Consider the following 19,225-nt stretch of genomic DNA (forward strand, 5'->3'; position numbering starts at 1 on the left):
CGTGGTGCCATGGAGCACAGGGGAAACTAAATGGTCTGGACCAACTCGTCAATAGGTACAGACCATTTGTCGACCGCCCGCAGCCCGCGATGCGCCCGGCTCCGGCACCGGCCACCCGGCACCCCGGCCGCGAAGCCGCCCCCGGGGACCAACCGAGGTACTGGTGTGCGAATTTGATGCCGGTGCGGCTATGCTCACGCGTGGCAAGGCTGTAGCGCAGAGGTCGTCGCGCCCTAGCATCAAGCTGGAGGACGTCGGTTCGAATCCGACCGGTCTTGCCGCCTTTTCGTGGAGGAGAGTCGATGGCGTCGGTTCGTCCTGAGCGGGCGGACGCGGTCGTCCCCTCCCGGCCGGGTGCCGGCGGGGGACCTGGGGAGTAGTGATGTTGCAGCCGATGCCCGTGCGCTGTCCCGCGATCGAGCACCCGGACATTCCGCTCGCCGACGCGGCCCTGCTGGATCCGCTGCTGGAGCGGCTGGGAGCGGCGCACCCCGTCGAGTCCGACGAGACCTTCGCGCTCGGCGCGTTGCGGGCGGACGGACGGGTCGATCTCTGCAAGCAGGGACTCGGCGCGGCGGGCACGGTCCGGGTGATGCCCGCGGTCGCCCGTTCCCCGCACGCCACACATGTGCTGCTCGGCACCAACTCGCTCGGCGACGAAGGGGCACGGGCCGTCGCCGAAGCCCTGGGCCGGGGCGGCCACGGGCTGCGGACGGTCTATCTCGGCTGCAACCGCATCGGCACCGACGGGGTCACGGCACTCGCACAAGCACTGAGCGAGGACGACACCGTCAGGGCGCTGTGGCTGAAACGCAATCCCGTGACGGACGCCGGTGTCCGGGCCCTCGTCCCGATGCTGCGCCGCAACACCGTGCTGCGCACCCTCGATCTGGTGAACACCGGCCTCACCACCGACGGACTCGGCGCACTGCTCGCCGTTCTCACCGAGCGGTCCCGGCCCCTCGAGCGGCTGTTCCTCGGGGGCAACGGCCTCGGTGCCGAGGCCGCGCCACTGCTGGCCGCGCTGATCCGGGACGCCGGGGTGCGGGAGCTGTACCTGCCCTCCAACCACCTCGGCGACGCGGGGGCAGCCGTGCTCGCGGCCGCCGCCGACCCCGCCCGCCCGATCCGGCTCGGTCTCGGCGGCAACGGGATCGGGCCCGCCGGGGCCCGGGCGCTGGCCGACGCGCTCGACGGGATCGAGGCGCTCGACCTCGGCCGGCCGCCCTCGGAGCGCAGCCTCGGGGCCCGGTCCAATGTCACCGGTGACATCGGGGCCGACGCGCTGGCCGGTGCGCTGCGCGGCAGTCCGCTGCGGCGGCTGGAGCTGCGCCACACCGGGCTCACCGGGCGGGGCGCGAAGACCCTCCTCGCCGCCGTCGACGCCGACTCCCGTCTGGAGTACGTGGGGTTGGGCCCCGGGCTGCCCCGCAAGGTGAAGCGGTCCTTCGCGGCGCGACTGCGTCCGGACCACGGAACCCATACCGACCTGCGCGCGGTCAGGAGCCTCTACCGGTGAGCCGGGACGCGACGGCGGAGCTCTTCGATCCGGAGGAGATGGCGAGTCTGCGGCAGGTCCGCCGGTACGCGGTGCCCCGGCGGATGATCGCCGCGTCCGCCGAGCGGCGCGCGGCCGGGGACTGGCGGGGCGCCTGCGAGGCGGCCCGGTTCGATGTGACATTCGATCGGCCGGAGGTCACCGCGCGGTACGGTCCGGACGTGGCCGGAGCTCTTGAGTCCGATCTCCTTCACCTGGTGCCGGACCTGGTGCGCTGGCACCTGCCGCGCGTCCTGGGCGGGCGCTCGACGCTCGCCACCGACCTGATCGTGATCCTGGCGGGCTACGGCGTCACGGCGGACGTGCCCGGGGCCACCGCCCCGTATCTGTATCTGCGCACTCCCCCGATGATCGACGGTCCGCAGCGGATCTCGCTCCGGTTCGGACCGCTGCGTCATGGCGGCTCGCCCGGTACCTTCCGTGCGGGGGTCATGGACTGGCGGGCCTGCCGGTACCTGTGGGACGCGCGCCGCAGCGACGAACTGCGCGCGCGGGCCGGCGGGGCGGACCGGTTGCCGTTCCTCCGCGCCGACGGCACCCCGCTCGGGCCGGACGAACTGCCCGACGCGGACCCGGGCGCCGGTGATCCGGTGGCCCGTGACGAGTGGGTGACGCTGCTGTACCAGCGGGGCCGGGTGGCCGACGCCCTGGCGGCGGTGGGCATCGAACTGGATCCGGCCGAGCCGGCCACGCCGCGGTGGTACCGGGCGGAACCGCAAACGGTCCTGGCCCGGCTGAATCTCGACGTTCCCCGGCTGGAGTCCGAGGCCCGGCGGTTCGCGGAGCTGTCCTCGGCGGCGCGCGCCCAGATCGGTGAGGACTGGCGTGTTTGCGTCCTGCTGGAGTTCACGGGCCGCGACAGCGGGCTGCGCGTAAGGCTGGTCGAACGGGACGCCGCCGGGGACGCCCCCTTCCTTCCCCCCGCGTTCCGGCAGCGGCTGCCGGACCTCGACCTGCTGCGGGCCGGCGCCGTGTCCCCCGCGCACCTGCATCCGCTGGTCGCCGGGGCCCTCTTCCCCGGCCTCGACACGGCAGGGGGACCGCCGGGGCCGACGCCTCCCGCGCCGGTACGGGTCAGGTGCCGGGGTGAATGGCATCAGGTCGTCTTCCGTGACGGGAAGCTCGACTCCCCGCACAGTCCGCAGGAACGACAGCGCGAGCACGCCCTGCGGGCCTTCGGCGGCGCGGTCACCGGCTGCTTCGCCGTGGAACACTCCTGCACCACCGGCACCGGCCGACTGCCCAAGGCCCTGCGGGCGCAGCGACGGGATCTGTTCCTGCGCGCCCAGCACGGGGACACACCGGCGGTCCTGGAACTCCTGGACGCGGGCGTCGACCCCTGGGTGCGGGACGGCGGGCAGCGCAGTCTTCTCCATGTGCTGCACCTCCTCGACCACGAGCCCCTGCTTCCCCGGCTGCTGGCGGCCGGTCTCGATCTGGAGGCACTGGACCACCGGGAACGCACCCCGCTCTGTGTGGCCGTCAGCGACGGCGGCTCGGCGGAACTGGTGTCGGCGCTGGTCGGGGCCGGGGCCCGGATCGACGTCGTCGACCAGATGGAACTCTCGCTGGACCAGCTGATCCGCAGATACCGCCGGACGGACCTGGACTTCCTCCGGGAACGGGTGGAGAAGGAGCATCCGGACATCGGGGCCGACTGGTGGGACGAGTGGCAGGCGGAGAAAGACGACGAGGACGAAGAGGGTGAGGACGGGTGAGCACCATCGCGCCGGGCACACCGGGACAGCCCCTTGCGCCAACGCCTCCCACCGCACCGGGACAGCCGCCCGTACCGCCGCACCCGAGCTCCGCGGCGGGACCGCTGGACGCCGCCGACGACCTGAACCGCCGACTGCGCACCACCCGGACCGAAGCCGCCGTCAATCCTCAACTGGAGGCACTGGCACTGGCCGTGACGGCCAATCAGCCCGTGTTGCTCTGGGGTGAGCCGGGCATCGGCAAGTCGGTCGGCATGGAGCAGCTCGCCGCCGGGCTCGGCCTCGGTCTGGAAACGGTCATCGCCAGTGTGCACGAACCCTCCGACTTCGCGGGGCTGCCCGTCGTCGGTGACGACCCGGCGGTGACCGGGGTACCGATGGCCCCGCCGGACTGGGCGGTCCGGCTCGCCCGCGCGGGCCGGGGTCTGCTGTTCTTCGACGAGTTGTCCTCCGCTCCCCCGGCCGTGCAGGCGGCCTTGCTGCGCGTGGTGCTCGAACGCCGTGTGGGCAGCCTGACGTTGCCGGAGTCCGTACGCATCGTGGCGGCGGCGAATCCGCCGTCGAGCGCGGCGGACGGCTGGCACCTCAGCCCGCCGCTCGCCAACCGTTTCGTGCACCTCCAGTGGACGCACGACCCGCGCACCGTCGCGCGCGGCATGGCCGGTACCTGGCCCGAGGTGGCCGTCCCCGTCGTCGATGCCACGAGGGTCGCGGGTTCCGCGGCGCGGGCCCGCGGCGCGGTATCGGGTTTCCTGACCGCGCGGCCGGGGCTCGTCCACCACATTCCGGCCGACGCGGAGAGCCGGGGCCGGGCCTGGCCGTCCCCCCGGACCTGGGACATGGCACTGCGACTGCTCGCCACCGGGTACGCGACGGGCGCCGGACGGGAGGCGCTGGCCGCCGCGCTGACCGGGGCCGTCGGGGACGGCGCGGGCATCGAGCTGCTGTCCTACCTGGAGAACCTCGACCTGCCCGATCCCGACCGCGTGCTGGCGAACCCCGACGCGTTCGCCCTGCCCGAACGCGGCGACCGGCAGCTGGCCTTCCTCATCGCGGTCGTCGCGGCCGTCCAGGGCGATCTCACCAGGCCTCGATGGGAGGCGGGCTGGACGGTGCTGGCGAAGGCCGTCGACGCGGGTGTGCCCGATGTGGCGGCCAGGGCGGCGGTGGACCTGGCGACGATGCGGAACACCGACTGGCCGGTGCCGGAGGGCATCGACGCCTTCGTGGAACTGCTGCAGCTGTCCGGCGCGCTGCCGCAGAGCGGCTGAGTCGGGAACGCCGGTGCCGGAACCGGAAACCGCCCCGGAGCGGCCCCAGTTGGACATGACCAAGCTGCTCGCCGCCCGCTACCGGGCGGCGACCGACCGCCCCTATCTGGCGTCGGCCCTCTATGCCCTGACGGTGGTTTCGAGCACCGGTGTCCCGACCATGGGCGTGGACCGGCACTGGCGCTGCTACGTGTCACCCGCGTTCGTCGACGCGACACCGGTGGCGGAGCTCGCGGCGGTGTGGCTGCACGAGGTGGCGCATCTGCTGCGCGACCACCATGGACGCGCCGAACGGCTGCCCGCCGCCGATCAGCGCGACCATCACCGCCTCAACGTGGCCCAGGACTGCGAGATCAACGACGACCTGCTCTCCGACGGGCTGCCCCTGCCGGCCGGCCGGATGGAACCCCGGCTCTTCGGGCTGCCGACCGGGCAGCTCTTCGAGGCGTATCTCCCCGGTCTGCCACCGGGCCCCGACTCGCTCGACTGCGGGTCGGGCGCCCATGCGCGCCCGGTGCCCTGGGAGCTGACCGGGGCCGACGGGCCGACCCGTCTCGGTCCGGTCGAGGCGGAGGCGCTGCGGCGCCACACCGCGGAGGCCATGCGGGCGCACCGGCGCAGCCGGGGCACCCTCCCGGCGGGCTGGGAACGCTGGGCGGACCAGATCCTGGAGCCCACCGTCGACTGGCGGCAGGCGCTCGCGGGCGCGGTCCGGGAGGCCGCGGCGTGGGCCGCCGGGGCGATCGACTACACCTACCGTCGCCCGTCCCGCCGCAGTGCGGCGCTCCAGGGCGTCGTGCTGCCCAGCCTGCGCCGTCCGCTGCCCCGGGTCGCCGTCGTCATCGACACCTCGGGGTCGATGGGTGACGATGAGCTCGCCTCGGCTCTGGCGGAGGTCACCGGGGTGCTGCGGGAGGTGGGCGTGAGGGGCAATCGCGTCACCGTCCTGGCCTGCGACGCCGATGTGCGAAGCGTGTCGCGGGTGACGGCCGCCGAGCAGATCACCCTGGGCGGGGGCGGCGGCACCGACATGCGCGTGGGCATCGCCGCCGCTCTCGCTGCGCGGGACCGCCCGAACATCATCATCGTCCTGACCGACGGCTGCACGCCCTGGCCGGACGAGGCCCCCTCGTGCCGGCTCGTCGCGGCGCTCATCGGCGCGGACGCCCCGCAGCCCCCGAGGTGGGTGGAGACCGTGCGCGTGGCCGGCTGATCCGGTGGGGGGACGTCCCGTCACCGCCGCCCTCACCGCATGGGCCCGATGGACCCTCCACAGGCTCAGTCGCCGAGCACGACCGTCCGCTGGGTGGAGAAGTCCCCCCACTTCCCGTCGGGGAGCTTGGCGCGGATCTTCATGGAGTAGCGGGTACCGCGCGGGTCGCCGACGGTGAGCCGGTAACTCGCCCGGCCCGCGGGCGGGGTGGCGCCCCACACGATCGTGGTGGTCAGCCTGCCGTCCATGAAGAGCTGGTACGCGGGGATCTCGCCGCCCGTCTCGGGCTGCTTCCAGTTCAGGTCGACGGCGTACTCCTTGCCCTGCACATGGTTGCTGATCCGCAGGTCGGTGGGGGCGGTGCCGGCGGGTGCGCCCGGAGCGGACGCGGTGGTGAGGTCGATGGCGTTGCTGTCCGGCGAGGAGGTGTCGGCGGCGTCGCGGGCCCGGACGGTGAAGGTGTAGACGGTGCCGGGGCGCAGTCCGGTCAGATGTGCCGTCGTCCTGGTGCCGGGCACGCTGTGGATCCGGGAGTCCTCCTGGTAGATGTCGTACGCGGTGACGCCGACGTCGTCCGTCGAGCCGCCCCAGGAGAGGTTCACCGCCCGGCTGCCGTCCGCAGTGCCGCGCAGCTTCACCGGGCGTGTCGGCGGCTCGTGGTCGGCGGGGGTCGGGGCGGGCGTGGTGACGGTCGCTGCGGCGCTCGGGGCGGAGAGGTTTCCGGCGGCGTCACGGGCCCGGACGGTGAAGGTGTAGGCGGTCGAGGCGGTCAGCCCGTCGACGTCGGTCATCACCTTGGCCGCCGGGACGGATCCGACTCTCTCGCCCTTGTTGTAGACCTCGTAGCCGGTGACCGCCCTGTCGTCCGAGGCCCGCTCCCACATGACGTGCACGGATGTGGCGCTGCCGGCCTGCGCCGTCACATGGCCCGGCACGGTGGGTGCGCGGGTGTCCGCCTCGGGGGCGGAGCCGCAGGCGGTGAGCGCGGCGAGGAGCAGGGCGGCGGAGCAGACCGAAGCGGTGGTTGCGTGGGGGCGTTGCACGGTCGTGCCTTCCATCCGGCGGCAATGGTCCAGACCTGTATCGCATGACGCGGGGGTCGCCGACAAGAGGGTGGATCGGAACGTTCCGCAATGTGCCGGTGTGCGTGGGCGATTCGTCGGCCGACCCGGACCGGGTGCCGGTGCGTGCCGCGGTCCGTCGGCCGAGGCTCCTGGACCGGGACCGGGGATGACATACCGTCGGACGATGTTGTGCATACGTGGGGTCGTGCTGCCCGAACGTGAGGAACGGGCCTTCTGGATCGATGGCGAGGTGCTCCGTGCGGGCAGTCCGCCGGGCGGCACCGCGGGCAGGGACGCGGAGAAGATCGTCGACGGCGGGTGGCTGCTGCCCGGACTCGTCGACGTGCACACCCACCCCGGAGCACCGGATCCCGGCGCGCCCTTCGACGAGGATTTGCTGCGCAGGCAGTTGGGCGAGCACCGGGACGCCGGGGTGCTCGCGGTGCGCACCCCGGGCACCTCGCAGCGGATGCCCGCGTGGGTGGAGGAGGACCCCGAACTGCCGCGCGTGACATCGGCGGGACGATGGCTGGCCACGCCCGGCCGCTTCTTCCCCGGCTTCGGACGTGACGTGAGCGAGGCCGAGTTGGTGCGGGCGGCCGTGGAGGAGGCGGCGGCCTCGTCCGGGTGGTGCAAGGTCGTCGGCGACTGGGCCCTCGACGAACCTGCCGTTCCGCAGGCCCTGTTGACCTCGGTGGTGGAGGCGGTGCACACGGCCGGCGGCAAGGTGGCGGTGCACTGCCAGACCGCCGAGGGCACCCGCAACGCCGTACTGGCCGGCGCCGACAGCCTGGAGCACGGCATGCATCTGGACCCTGCGCTGCTGGACCGGATGGCCACACAGGGCACGGCGTTCGTCCCGACGCTGGGCGTCTTCGGCTCGAAGGCGGACGCCATGCGGGCGCGGGAGCCGAGCGTGCGCCGCGATCTGTGGCTGGCGGGCTGGGACACCATGTTCGGCAATGTGCGCGCCGCCCACGAAGCCGGGGTGACGGTACTGGCGGGAACGGACTCCTTCCCGTGCGGAACGGTCGCGGGCGAGATGGACTGGCTGGTACGGGCCGGTCTGCCGGTCCATGCGGCACTGGGCGCGGCGTCCTGGACGGCGCGGGCCTGGCTGGGCCTGCCGGGCCTCGTCGACGGCGCGCCCGCCGATCTCGTCGCATACGCCGACGACCCGACCCTGGACCCCACCGTGCTGAATCGACCCCGCCGGATCGTGCTCCGGGGACGCGTCGTGCGATGAGCGATGAGTTCCGGGCGCCGGAGCGGTCTGCACTGCATGAACAAGCACACGGGGACGACCCCGACGATTCCCACAGTCGACCTGGAGCCCGCGGCCCGGCAGATCGCCGAGCTGCTTCCCGGTATCCATGAACAGCAACTGACCGGCCCGACGCCCTGCCCCGACTACACGGTGAGGGAGCTGATCGCCCACGTGGCCGGGCTGGCCACGGCCTTCCGCGACGCGGCGCGCAAGGATTTCGGGCCGACGACCGACACCGCCCCGGGCGCCGCGCTTCCGGTCCTCGCCGAGGGCTGGCGCGAGACGTTGCCGACGCTGCTGGACGAGCTGGTGACGGCCTGGCGCGCCCCCGCCGCCCGGCAGGGGATGACCAGGGCCGGCGGCGTGGACCTGCCGGGCGACGTGGCCGCGATGGTCGTGCTGGACGAGTTGGTGATCCACGGCTGGGACCTGGCCCGGTCCACCGGCCAGAAGTACGAGCCGGACGAGGCGAGCCTTCGTGTCTCGCTGGCCATGCTGACCCCCAGTGACGCCGCCCCCCGGCCGGAGAGCGTCTTCGGTCCGCCGGTTCCGGTGGCGGCCGACGCCCCGCTGGTCGACCGGGCCGTCGCCATGAGCGGCCGACGCCCGGACTGGCAGCCGGGCGACTGACGGGCGGGCGGCGGAGGCCGGCGGCCGAGGCCGATGGGCCGCCACACCGCCGGGAGGCGCGTCCGAGGCCAGGTGCCCAGGGGGCGGTGGCCTCGGACGCGGTGGCCGGGCGCGGCCCGGCCGGATGCCGGTGGGCGGGCCGCGCCCTGACGGCCCGGTGCACGACAGAGAGTGGATCAGGCCGAGACGGCCTCGCCCACGATGGGCAGTGGGAGAAGGAGCGGCGTCCGGGGCCTTCGGATCCGAGGCGGAGGAGGGAGCCGGATGGGGTCTCCCCTGCTCGAACGCAGCTGAGAGCTCGGGGAAGGAGCGTCGGCGACCGACGACAACGCCCGAGGCGGAGCTCCGGGACACCGCGACGCCGCTGCCCATCGTGGGCGAGGCCGTAAGCGGGCGCGGCCCGGTTCAGCCGAGCACGCGCGCCGCCTCCCGCGCCTGCTCGCACAGCCGCTCGTGACAAGGCCCCCGGCCGACGGCGGAGGACCCACAGGACAGCGCCCGGCCGCCGCGACCCGTCAGCTGGTGAAGAACTCCGTGATCTGCTGGGCCACCTGGTCGGGGTGGACCTCGTGCACCCGATGACCGCCCGCGATCGTGATCAGCCGGCAGTCGGGGATCAGCGAGGCCATGTCCTGCAGACGTCCCTGCGGCATGGTGGACTCCGGGCCCCCGGCGATCATCAGCGTCGGTGCGACGATCTCGCCGAGTCCCGCCGCCCACTCCGGATCGGGGTCGGCCACCTGGGCCCTGATGGGGGCGACGACGGCCCGGTCGTAGTCCACTGGCCCCTCCGACTCGGCGGCCGGCTCGGGCGCGCTCGGGAACGGCGGCGGGGTCTCCACCAGTACCAGCCGCTCCACCCGGTCCGCGTGCTCCTGGGCGAGCAGGTGGGCGACGACGCCACCCATCGAGTGGCCGACCAGGCCCACCCGGTCGAGTTCGCACTCGTCGAGGAAGCCGAGCACGTCGTCCCGCATCGACTCGAAGGAGTACTCGTCCGGCCAATCGCTCTCACCGTGGCCGCGCAGGTCGAGGGCGTACACCCGCCACTCCTCACCGAGCAGGCTCCCGGCCGCCTCCCAGCTCGCGGCCGAGCCGCCGAGGCCGTGCAGCAGGACCACCGGCGAACCGAAGGGGTCGCCCCAGGTCCGATACGCCAGCCGTACATCGCCGACATCCACAACAGACTGATCTTCCATACCCATGACGCTACCGCCGAATCGGTGAGGACCATGGGCGTGCTTCGAAAGTGGCGTCGTCCGCCCGCAGGGCGGGCCACGCGGCGTCCGGTGCGTGCGATCACAAGGCGGAGGGTCGCCCCGATACCGGTCGTATCGGGGCGAGCCCGACAACGCAGCGAGCGTGCGTGCCGGACGCCGCCTGGCAGGCGGGACTTTCGAAGCACGCCCATGACGCGCGGCCTGGCAGGGTTGGGGCATGAAGATCGTTCCGCGCCCGCTGCCCGTCGCCCTCACCGCCGCGGTCGCCACCGCCGTCCTGGCCGTCTCCGCGCTCTCCGGATGCTCGACGGGCGGGTCCGCCGACAGGGGATCGGACGCCGGGCTCGACGATCCGGCGAAGAAGGAGATCGCCATGCGGTTGGTCTCCAGCGCCGAGAACTCCTCGCTCGACTGGAAGGCCCAGTACAAGTACATCGAGGACATCGACGACGGCCGCGGCTACACCGCGGGCATCATCGGCTTCTGCTCCGGCACCGGCGACATGCTGAGGGTCGTCGAACGGTACGCGAAGGCACGTCCGGACAGCCCGCTGGCACGGTTCGTGCCCGCCCTGCGGGCCGTACGGGGCAGTGACGCGCACGACGGTCTCGGCCGCCCGTTCACCGAGGCCTGGGCCGAGGCCGCCGCCGACCCCGCCTTCCGGTCGGCACAGGACGCCGAGCGCGACCGGTCGTACTTCGACCCCGCGGTCGCCCGCGCCGAGGCGGACGGACTCGGCGCCCTGGGGCAGTTCGTCTACTACGACGCGTATGTGATGCACGGGTACGGCGACTCGGACGGCGCGGCCGGCTTCCGCACGATCCGGCGCGAGGCGCTCTCCGTGGCTGCTCCCCCGGCGCGCGGCGGGGACGAGGCGGCCTATCTGAACGCCTTTCTCGACGCCCGTGTCGCGGCGATGCGGAAGGAGGCCGCGCACTCCGACACCAGCCGGGTCGAGACGGCCCAGCGGGTGTTCGTGAAGGAGGGCAGGCTCGGGCTTCAGACGCCGCTGCGATGGCGGGTGTACGGCGACAGCTACCGGATAGACGCCCGCTAAACCTGCGGTCGACGGGCACGGGAAGCACCCGGAGCGTTGACTGCGCACGCCGGTGCGCACGTGGCACGACCTGCGCTTTCACTCCTGCGCAGAGGGTGATCCGGACCCGTGACCCGGTGGTCGGCAGCGCCGTTGAGGCCGACGAACGGCACACGCGGATGTGGGCCGGACAACGGAGGAGAGAACCGCATGATGAAGAAGATGATGCCGGCCGCGCTGGTGCTGATCGCCGGTATCGGGCTGGCCGTGAGCCCCGCCGCCCAGGCCGTGCAGAGCCCCGCGGCCGCACCGGCCGCGAAGGCACCGGCCGCGGTCTGCACCGTCAACGACAACGGGGTGAACTTCCGCGGCGGACCGGGCAACGACTATCCGGTCCTCGGCCAGGTGAACCGGGGCCAGAACCTCAACTACCGCGGCAAGCAGGGCAACTGGGTCATGGGTGACCTGTGGGGCGGTCCCACGGGCGTCTGGATCCACGTGGCGTACCTGAACTGCTGAGGCCCGCACGTCTTTCGGCCCCGCACCGCGCCTGCCGCGCGGTGCGGGGCCTTTCCGCGTTCCGGCGGAATGTTCTCGACTCCCTGTGTCGTAGGGGTGTACGACGCCCGCTCCACCCTGATAGGAAAGCTTCCTAACAGATGATGGAACGACGAACTCCCTTTGGAGGACTGGTGCACACCCCCCATAAGCGCACCGCACGTCGCAACTCCCGCTCCGTACGCATCGCTGTCATCACGGTCGGACTGGCCCTCACGGCGATACCCGTCAGCGCCCACGCCGGTGGCGCCTCGCACCAGGCGGTGCCCCAGCGGGCGGCGGTCGCCCGACAGGCCGCCGCGACCGGGCTCGACGACCCGGCGAAGAAGGAGATCGCCATGCAGTTGGTCTCCAGCGCCGAGAACTCCTCGCTCGACTGGAAGGCCCAGTACAAGTACATCGAGGACATCGACGACGGCCGCGGCTACACCGCGGGCATCATCGGCTTCTGCTCCGGCACCGGCGACATGCTCGACCTCGTCGAGCTGTACACCCAGCGCAAGCCGGGCAACATCCTCGCGAAGTACCTCCCCGCGCTGCGGAAGGTCAACGGCACCGACTCGCACAGCGGTCTCGACCCGAACTTCAAGAAGGACTGGGCGACCGCGGCGTCCGACTCGGCGTTCAAGCAGGCCCAGAACGACGAGCGGGACCGGGTGTACTTCAACCCCGCCGTCAAGCAGGGCAAGGCGGACGGTATCGGCACGCTGGGCCAGTTCGCGTACTACGACGCCATCGTCATGCACGGTGACGGCGGCGACAGCACCGGCTTCGGCTCCATCCGCAAGCGGGCCCTCGCCAAGGCGAAGCCGCCGGCCCAGGGCGGCAACGAGGTGACGTACCTCAACGCCTTCCTGGACGCCAGGGTCTGGGCGATGCAGCAGGAGGAGGCCCACTCGGACACCAGCCGGGTGGACACCGCCCAGCGGGTCTTCCTGAAGAAGGGCAACCTCGGCCTGAACCCGCCGCTCGACTGGAAGGTGTACGGCGACAGCTTCCACATCGGCTGACGCGCCCCCGTCACGGCCGTGGCGCGTACGGCAGCGCCCGCGAGGGTCGCCGTACGCGCCACGGTGCCGTGCCGGACGGTGCTCTTCTCGTCAGTGTGCGGCCACCGGGGCCGGGGCCGCCGGGCTCGTCCGCGGCTCCGACGGTTCCTGATCAGGCTTCCTGCCGAGGTGGTTGAAGGCCAGGTTGAGCAGGATCGCCACGACGCAACCGGTGGATATCCCGGAGTCCAGCACGACGAGCAGATCCTTCGGGAACGCGTGGTAGAAGTCCGGCGCGGCGATCGGGATCAGCCCGACGCCCACGGCCGCCGCCACGATCAGCGCGTTCTCGCCCTTCTCCAGCGCGGCGGTCGCCAGCGTCTGGATGCCGCTCGCGGCGACCGAGCCGAAGAGCACGATGCCCGCGCCGCCGAGGACCGGCAGCGGGACGAGCGCGATGACGGACGCGGCGACGGGGACCAGCCCGAGCACGATCAGGATGCCGCCGCCCGCTGCCACCACGAAGCGGCTGCGGACCTTGGTCATCGCGACCAGCCCGATGTTCTGGGCGAACGCGCTGCACATGAAGCCGTTGAAGAGCGGGCTGATGGCACTGCCCAGGGTGTCGGCGCGCAGGCCGCCCTCGATGGTCCGCTCGTCCGCCGGACGGCCCACGATCCGGCCGAGGGCCAGCATGTCCGCGGTGGACTCGGTCATGCAGACCAGCATCACGATGCACATGGAGATGATCGCGGCGGCCTCGAACTGCGGCGCCCCGAAGTGGAACGGCGTCGGGAAGCCGACGAGGTCGGCGTCCTTGATGGCACCGAAGTCGGTGATGCCGACCGGTATCGCGATCAGCGTGCCGGCGACCAGTCCGAGCAGGATGGCGATCTGCTGGAGGAAGCCGCGCAGCAGTTTGCGCAGGGCGAGCACGATCACCAGTGTGACCGCCGCCATGGTGATGTTGGTCGTCGAACCGTAGTCGTCGGCCCTGGCGTTGCCGCCCTGCGACCAGTTGAAGGCGACCGGCAGCAGCGAGACGCCGATCAGGGTGATCACGGTGCCGGTGACGACGGGCGGGAAGAAGCGGACCAGTTTGCAGAAGTACGGGGCGAGCAGGAAGCCGAGCAGCCCGGCGACGATGATCGCGCCGAAGATGACGGCGATGCCGTCGTGCCCGCGGTCCTTTCCGATCGCCACCATCGGGGTGACACCGGCGAAGGAGACCCCGTTGACGAACGGCAGCCGGGCGCCGATGCGCCAGATGCCGAGCGTCTGGAGCAGGGTGGCCAGACCTGCGGTGAACAGGCTCGCCCCCATCAGGAAGGCGGTCTCCTGGGCGCTGAGTCCCACGGCGGGGCCCACGATCATCGGCGGGGCCACCACACCCGCGTACATCGCGGCCACGTGCTGGAGGCCGCTGGTGAACATCTTCAGTGGGGGGAGCGTTTCGTCGACCGGGTGTTTCCGGTCGGCCGAGCCCGATTCGGTGAGGGGGTCGGCGGGTGCTGCGACTGCGTCGTTGCGAAACCTGGGCGTAGCTGCCACGGCGGTTCCTCCGGTCGGGTACACGTCTGCGGTGACGTGGGTGTCAGGGAGGTGGTGCAAGTGGTGCGTTGGTGCAGGAGGGGCAGGTCGTGCAGCTGGTGCGGCAGCTTTCTTCACCGGTACGGGGGACGCGTGCGTGCGAGCACGCGCCCCCTGCACCGGCTGCCGTGGACCCCGCTCGGGTCCACGGCGGCCGGCCGAGGGCCGTCCCCCTCGGCCGACCGGTATCGGGGGTGCTCCGGAGGGTCAGCCTCCGGCGGCGATCTGCGCGAGGCGGCGGGCCTCGTCGCGGGTGGTGCGGGCGATGGCGTCCTCGTCCGCGGTGATGAGGTGGTTGTCCTCGACGACCGGCTTGCCGTCGACGAGCGAGAGGGTGACGGGGGCCGCGGCGCCGAAGACGAGTGCGGTCACCGGGTCGGCGATGGATGCGTGGGCGAGGGTGTCGAGCTTCCAGAGCACCAGGTCGGCGAGCTTGCCGGGCTCCAGGGAGCCGATCTGGTCGGCGCGGCCCAGTACCTGGGCGCCGCCGTACGTTCCCAGGCGCAGGGCCTGGCGGGCGTTCAGCGCCTTCTCGCGGTGGGCGCCGAGGCGGTTGATGAGGAGGGCGTTGCGCAGTTCGGTGTGGAGTTCGCCGGACTCGTTGGAGGCGGTGCCGTCGACGCCCAGGCCGACCGGGACCCCTGCGGCGAGCATGTCGGGCACCCGGGCGATGCCCGCGGCGAGCCGGGCGTTGGACGAGGGGCAGTGCGCGACGCCGGTTCCGGTGCGGGCGAAGGCGGCGATGTCGGAGTCGTTCATATGGACGCAGTGCGCCATCCACACGTCCTCGCCGAGCCAGCCGGTCGACTCGAAATAGTCGGTCGGGCCCATTCCGAACAGCTCGTGGCAGAACTTCTCCTCCTCCACGGTCTCCGAACCGTGGGTGTGCATGCGTACTCCCTTGCGGCGCGCCAACTCGGCTCCCTGACGCAGGAGTTCGGTGGAAATGGAGAACGGCGAGCAGGGCGCGGCGGCGACCTGGGTCATCGAGTCGAAGGAGGCGTCGTGGTGTGCGTCGATGGTCGCCTCGGTGCCGGCGAGCGCACCGTCGAGCGTCTCGACGGCGAAGTCCGGCGGCAGCCCGCCGTCCTTCACGCTGCGGTCCATGGAGCCCCGGGCGAGCGTGAACCGTACCCCCATGTCGCGGGCGGCCCCGATGATGGCGCCGGACAGGTCGCCGGAGCCCTGCGGGTAGACGTAGTGGTGGTCCATGGCGGTGGTGACACCGCCGCGGGCCATCATGGCGAGAGAGCCCTGCGCGGCGGCGCGGACCATCGGCTCGTCGATGCGCGCCCACGTCGGGTACAGCGCGACCAGCCAGTCGAACAGATTGTGGTCGGTGGCCAGACCGCGGGTGATCCACTGGTAGAAGTGGTGATGGGTGTTGATCAGGCCCGGCGTGACCAGATGTCCGGTGCCGTCGACGCGGCGTACGACGTTCTCCAGGCCCTCGGGTGCCCGGCCCGCACCGATGGACTCGATGCGGTTGCCCGCGACGACGACATGGCCCGAGGCGTACTCGGTGTCGTCGGCGTCGACGGTCGCGATCGAACAGTTCTCGATGACGATGCGTTCCACGTACTCATGAGCTGCCGATGCTGCCATGGTGCTTCCTTCACTTTTCCGGCGATGCGGGCACGGCAGGACCCTAGGAGGATTTGAGTGCCACGGCCTGGCGACCGTGGGTGCCGAGATGGTGGAAGAACAGGTTGAGCAGGACCGCGACGAGCGCGCCGGCGCTGATACCGGAGCCCAGCACGGTCTGCGCCCAGGACGGGAATCCCGCGTAGAAGCCGGGCGCGGCGAGCGGGATGATGCCCGCACCGAGCGCCACGGCGACCAGGATGATGTTGGAGCTGTCGTCGAGGCCCGCCTCGGAGAGCGTACGGATGCCGCTCACCGCGATCGAGCCGAACAGGACGATCCCGGCACCGCCGAGCACGGGCATCGGCACGAGCGAGACGACCGCGCCGAGCACCGGGAAGGCGCCCAGGACCAGCAGCGCTCCACCCGCCGCCGCGACGACGTAGCGGCTGCGCACCTTCGTCAGGGACACCACGCCGACGTTCTGGGCGAAGGCGCTCGTCGGGAAGCCGCCGAAGACCGGGCCGAGCAGGGTGGCGATGCCGTCGGTGCGCAGTCCGCGGGTGATGGTCCGGCCGTCGGTGCGCCGGTCGCAGATCTCGCCGAGCGCCAGCATCCCGGCGGAGGACTCGGTCATCAGGACGAGCATGACGATGCAGAGCGAGAGGATCGCGGCGGGCCGGAACTCCGGGGCACCGAACGCGAAGGGCGTGGGCAGCGCGGCGACCGGTGCGGACTTCAGCGCGGAGAAGTCGGCCAGCCCGAACGGGATCGCGGCCAGAGTGCCGGTCAACAGACCCATCAGCAGGGCGACCTGCTTGAGGAAGCCGCGTCCGAAGCGCTGGATCAGCAGAATGACGACGAGGGTGAAGGCGGCCAGCGCGAGGTACTTCATCGCACCGAAGTCGGTGGCGTTCCTGTCGCCCCCCTGGGCCCAGGAGACCGGGACGGGCATCAGGGTGACACCGATGAGGGTGATGACGACACCGGTGACCAGCGGCGGGAAGAAGCGCAGCAGCCGGCCGAAGAACGGTCCGACGGCCAGGCAGAAGCCTCCGGCGACGAGCACCGCCCCGTAGATCGCGGGGAGTTGGTGGCCCGGCGCGCTGGTCTCGGCGATGGCGAGCATCGGGGCGATTCCGGCGGAGGACGCGGCATTGACGAACGGCAGCCGGTTCCCCGCGAAGCCGCCGATGCCGAGGGTCTGCAGGAGGGTGGCACATCCGGCGATCAGGAGGCTCGCCGCGATCAAGCGGGTCATGCCCGCCGTGCCGAGACCGACGGCCTGGCCGATGATGAGCGGAGGGGTGACGACGCCCGCGTACATGGCGGCAATGTGCTGGAGCGCGGCGGGGACCAGCCGCGAGGGGCGGAGCTTTTCGTCCACCGGATGGACCGAGGTCTCCGGTGGGGTGGGACACGGGCCTTCTGCTTCTGCCGGCCCGAGTGCAGGCTGTGCCATGGGAGTTCCCTCCGGTCCGGCCGGTCACCGCCCGGCCGTGCGCGGGCGGGGACCGGCTCAGCGCCGCGTCAGAGGTTGGTCATGTCGACCGGGATCTGCGGCTCGACGCCGTCCCGGAGGACGGTGGCCTCGATCAGGCCGTACGGGCGGTCCGCAGCGAAGTAGACAGCGCCGTCATCGGTATCGTTCTTGAGCCCGAACGGCTCCAGATCCACGAGGAAGTGGTGGTTGTTCGGCAGTGAGAAGCGGATCTCGTCGATCTCGCTGCGGCTGTTGATGACGCGCGAACCCATCTGGTAGAGGGTCTGCTGCAGCGAGAGGGAGTACGTCTCGGCGAACGCCTGCAGGATGTGCTTCTTGGCCTGCTCGTACGACTTCTCCCAGTTGGGCATCCGGTCGGCGTCGCTGGTCCAGTTGTAGCGCCAGACGGTGGAGACGTCGGTGCACAGGATGCGGTCGTACGCCTCCTTCAGCGTCGTGTACTTGTCCTTGACGTAGCCCCAGAACTCCGAGTTGGTGGAGTTCATGACCGTGAGGTCCTTGAGACCGGAGATGACCTGCCACTTCTCGCCGTCGAAGGTGATCTGCGTGGTGCGCAGTTCCTGTCCCTTGCGGGCGAAGGAGTGGTTGACCTCGTCCGAGCCGATGAACCTGGAGTTGTTGTCCGAGGTCGCGATGCGCTCCCAGGAGTACTCCTGGATCCGGATGCGCGCGACCTTGATCGGCTCCTGCGACGTCACGAAGTGACGGGCGAGGTGGATGCCGAACTGCTCGGCGGACTCGATGCCGTACTCCTTGGCGAACGCGAACACCGTGTTCTTGGTGGTGTCCGTCGGCAGGACGTTGGCGTTGGAGCCGGAGTAGTGCACGTCCTCCATGTCGCCGGAGAGGGCGACCGAGACGTTCAGGTCCTTGATGTGGTGGGTGTCGCCGTCCCGCGTGATCCTGACGACGCGGTTCTCTGCTTTGCCGTACTGGTTCTGGCCGAGGATCACCGGGCGGGACTGGTGGGAATGGGCTGTCATGTCTGCTAGCTCCCTCGGTAAACGGAGTAGCCGAACGGGTTGAGCAGCAGCGGTACGTGATAGTGCTCGCCCGGCTCGACGGCGAAAGTGATCGCCACCTCCGGGAAGAACGCACCGCTGTCCCTTACGCGGGGGGCGTCCTGCTGCGCCTCGGCTTGCTTCTTGGAGAAGTACGTCTCGACCTCGAAGTCGAGCCGTACGTGGGTGGTGCCTTCCGGCAGGGCCGGCAGGTCCTTGCAACGCCCGTCCGCGTCGGTCGCGGAGCCGCCGAGCGTCACCCACTCGGCTTCGCGGCCCGAACGGGCCGCGAGCGTGACGGCGACGCCCTCGGCGGGGCGTCCGACGCTGGTGTCCAGGATGTGCGTGGACACCGATGCGGTGGTTTCGGTACTCATCGGTCCTTGTCCTCTTCCACAAGACGGGTCAGCCGGATTCGGTTGATCTTCCCGAGTTCGGTGCGCACGTGTCCGCGCTCCTGCTCGGGCGAGTTCCCGATCCGGGACTTCACCGCGTCGCGCATCTGCTCACCGGTGGCTCCGGTGGCACAGATCAGGAAGACGTGACCGAACCGTTCCTGGTAGGCCAGGTTCAGTTCGAGCATCTCGGCCTTGAGTTCCTCGGTGGCACCGGCCATCCCCCGCTGTTCACGGGAGGAGGTCGGGTCTCCGGGCTTCGGGCGGCCGATCGGCGGGTGGCCGGCCATCGCGTCGGCCAGATCCTCCGGGGTCAGTGCCGCCGTGGCTGTGTCACTGGCCGAGAGAAGGGCTTCCGCGGTGGCGTACGGGCGCCGGGAGAGGATCGCTCTCCCCCACGCCGCACTGGCACACACCTCGTGCAACGCGGTGGTGGCCTCGTCGTCCGCCAGGGTGTTGAACCGGGCGAGGCCCGGTGTGGAGCTCGAAGTCACGGGAACCTCCGTGGCTGTTTTCGCTGTGCGTACTTCGCGTCGCGTCGGTCGGGCTGCGGATAGCTAACGCCCTCCGCAACACCACGTCAACACTTTGTTGAAATTACGCGAAGACAAAGAGCCGTCGCCCGGT

At 71.5% G+C, this 19,225-nt stretch carries 17 protein-coding genes; 9 read left to right on the plus strand and 8 right to left on the minus strand.

From position 1 onward, the window contains the following. Positions 1–382 precede the first annotated feature (382 nt). The 4 genes from ACIQCZ_RS14410 to ACIQCZ_RS14425 are packed head-to-tail and all read left to right on the plus strand — an operon-like array spanning position 383 to position 5,760. Positions 383–1,519: a gala protein gene (locus ACIQCZ_RS14410; protein ID WP_402282390.1), complete on the plus strand. Its 1,137-nt coding sequence runs from the start codon at positions 383–385 to the stop codon at positions 1,517–1,519. Further along, the gene (locus tag ACIQCZ_RS14415) at positions 1,516–3,276 is read left to right on the plus strand and encodes an ankyrin repeat domain-containing protein (RefSeq protein WP_402282391.1); all 1,761 of its coding nucleotides are present in this window, start codon (positions 1,516–1,518) and stop codon (positions 3,274–3,276) included. Before ACIQCZ_RS14410 ends, ACIQCZ_RS14415 begins: the two co-directional genes overlap by 4 nt. Then, positions 3,273–4,547 (plus strand): sigma 54-interacting transcriptional regulator, encoded by a 1,275-nt coding sequence (locus tag ACIQCZ_RS14420; protein ID WP_402282393.1) that lies wholly within the window; start codon positions 3,273–3,275, stop codon positions 4,545–4,547. Before ACIQCZ_RS14415 ends, ACIQCZ_RS14420 begins: the two co-directional genes overlap by 4 nt. A 55-nt stretch (positions 4,548–4,602) precedes the next feature. After that, positions 4,603–5,760, plus strand: coding sequence for a VWA-like domain-containing protein (locus ACIQCZ_RS14425; protein ID WP_402282921.1), 1,158 nt, complete (start codon positions 4,603–4,605; stop codon positions 5,758–5,760). Positions 5,761–5,825: 65 nt separating this feature from the next. On the opposite strand, the gene ACIQCZ_RS14430 is transcribed toward ACIQCZ_RS14425, so the two are convergent. Continuing rightward, positions 5,826–6,818, minus strand: coding sequence for a fibronectin type III domain-containing protein (locus ACIQCZ_RS14430; protein ID WP_402282394.1), 993 nt, complete (start codon positions 6,816–6,818; stop codon positions 5,826–5,828). A gap of 190 nt (positions 6,819–7,008) precedes the next feature. Here ACIQCZ_RS14430 and ACIQCZ_RS14435 point away from each other — a divergent pair, with 190 nt between their 5' ends. Both ACIQCZ_RS14435 and ACIQCZ_RS14440 read left to right on the plus strand, forming a co-directional pair. Then, positions 7,009–8,070, plus strand: coding sequence for an amidohydrolase family protein (locus ACIQCZ_RS14435; protein ID WP_402282396.1), 1,062 nt, complete (start codon positions 7,009–7,011; stop codon positions 8,068–8,070). A 36-nt stretch (positions 8,071–8,106) separates the two neighbouring features. Beyond that, positions 8,107–8,721, plus strand: coding sequence for a TIGR03086 family metal-binding protein (locus tag ACIQCZ_RS14440; protein WP_402282397.1), 615 nt, complete (start codon positions 8,107–8,109; stop codon positions 8,719–8,721). A 515-nt stretch (positions 8,722–9,236) separates the two neighbouring features. Here ACIQCZ_RS14440 and ACIQCZ_RS14445 read toward each other — a convergent pair. Continuing rightward, complete coding sequence (locus ACIQCZ_RS14445) at positions 9,237–9,920, minus strand: alpha/beta fold hydrolase (RefSeq protein WP_402282398.1); 684 nt, start codon at positions 9,918–9,920, stop codon at positions 9,237–9,239. A gap of 238 nt (positions 9,921–10,158) precedes the next feature. On the opposite strand from ACIQCZ_RS14445, the gene ACIQCZ_RS14450 reads away from it, so the two are divergent. From ACIQCZ_RS14450 to ACIQCZ_RS14460, 3 genes are all read left to right on the plus strand, one after another. Beyond that, positions 10,159–10,998 (plus strand): chitosanase, encoded by an 840-nt coding sequence (locus ACIQCZ_RS14450; RefSeq protein WP_402282400.1) that lies wholly within the window; start codon positions 10,159–10,161, stop codon positions 10,996–10,998. A 189-nt stretch (positions 10,999–11,187) separates the two neighbouring features. Next, on the plus strand, positions 11,188–11,496 hold the full coding sequence (locus ACIQCZ_RS14455) for an SH3 domain-containing protein (protein ID WP_376271647.1): 309 nt from the start codon (positions 11,188–11,190) through the stop codon (positions 11,494–11,496). Positions 11,497–11,669: 173 nt separating this feature from the next. Further along, a complete protein-coding gene (locus ACIQCZ_RS14460) occupies positions 11,670–12,545 on the plus strand; it encodes a chitosanase (protein WP_402282402.1) in 876 nt (291 codons plus the stop codon). 90 nt (positions 12,546–12,635) lie between these two features. Here the strand turns inward: ACIQCZ_RS14460 and ACIQCZ_RS14465 are convergent, their stop codons facing one another. The 6 genes from ACIQCZ_RS14465 to uraD all read right to left on the minus strand — a co-directional run bounded on the left by ACIQCZ_RS14465 (position 12,636) and on the right by uraD (position 19,092). Continuing rightward, a complete protein-coding gene (locus ACIQCZ_RS14465) occupies positions 12,636–14,075 on the minus strand; it encodes a nucleobase:cation symporter-2 family protein (protein ID WP_402282403.1) in 1,440 nt (479 codons plus the stop codon). A gap of 246 nt (positions 14,076–14,321) precedes the next feature. Continuing rightward, positions 14,322–15,719: an 8-oxoguanine deaminase gene (locus tag ACIQCZ_RS14470; protein ID WP_402282404.1), complete on the minus strand. Its 1,398-nt coding sequence runs from the start codon at positions 15,717–15,719 to the stop codon at positions 14,322–14,324. A gap of 43 nt (positions 15,720–15,762) precedes the next feature. After that, entirely contained in the window at positions 15,763–17,160 is a 1,398-nt protein-coding gene (locus ACIQCZ_RS14475; RefSeq protein WP_402282406.1) for a nucleobase:cation symporter-2 family protein, read from the minus strand. Between the two features lie 68 nt (positions 17,161–17,228). Then, positions 17,229–18,185, minus strand: a complete 957-nt coding sequence (pucL, locus tag ACIQCZ_RS14480; protein WP_402282407.1) for a factor-independent urate hydroxylase — start codon at positions 18,183–18,185, stop codon at positions 17,229–17,231. Between the two features lie 5 nt (positions 18,186–18,190). Further along, complete coding sequence (uraH, locus tag ACIQCZ_RS14485) at positions 18,191–18,580, minus strand: hydroxyisourate hydrolase (RefSeq protein WP_402282409.1); 390 nt, start codon at positions 18,578–18,580, stop codon at positions 18,191–18,193. Beyond that, a complete protein-coding gene (uraD, locus tag ACIQCZ_RS14490) occupies positions 18,577–19,092 on the minus strand; it encodes a 2-oxo-4-hydroxy-4-carboxy-5-ureidoimidazoline decarboxylase (RefSeq protein WP_402282410.1) in 516 nt (171 codons plus the stop codon). The genes uraH and uraD overlap by 4 nt, the downstream gene beginning before the upstream one ends. Positions 19,093–19,225 lie beyond the last annotated feature (133 nt).

Source organism: Streptomyces sp. NPDC093149 (assembly GCF_044754145.1).
Lineage (GTDB): Bacteria > Actinomycetota > Actinomycetes > Streptomycetales > Streptomycetaceae > Streptomyces.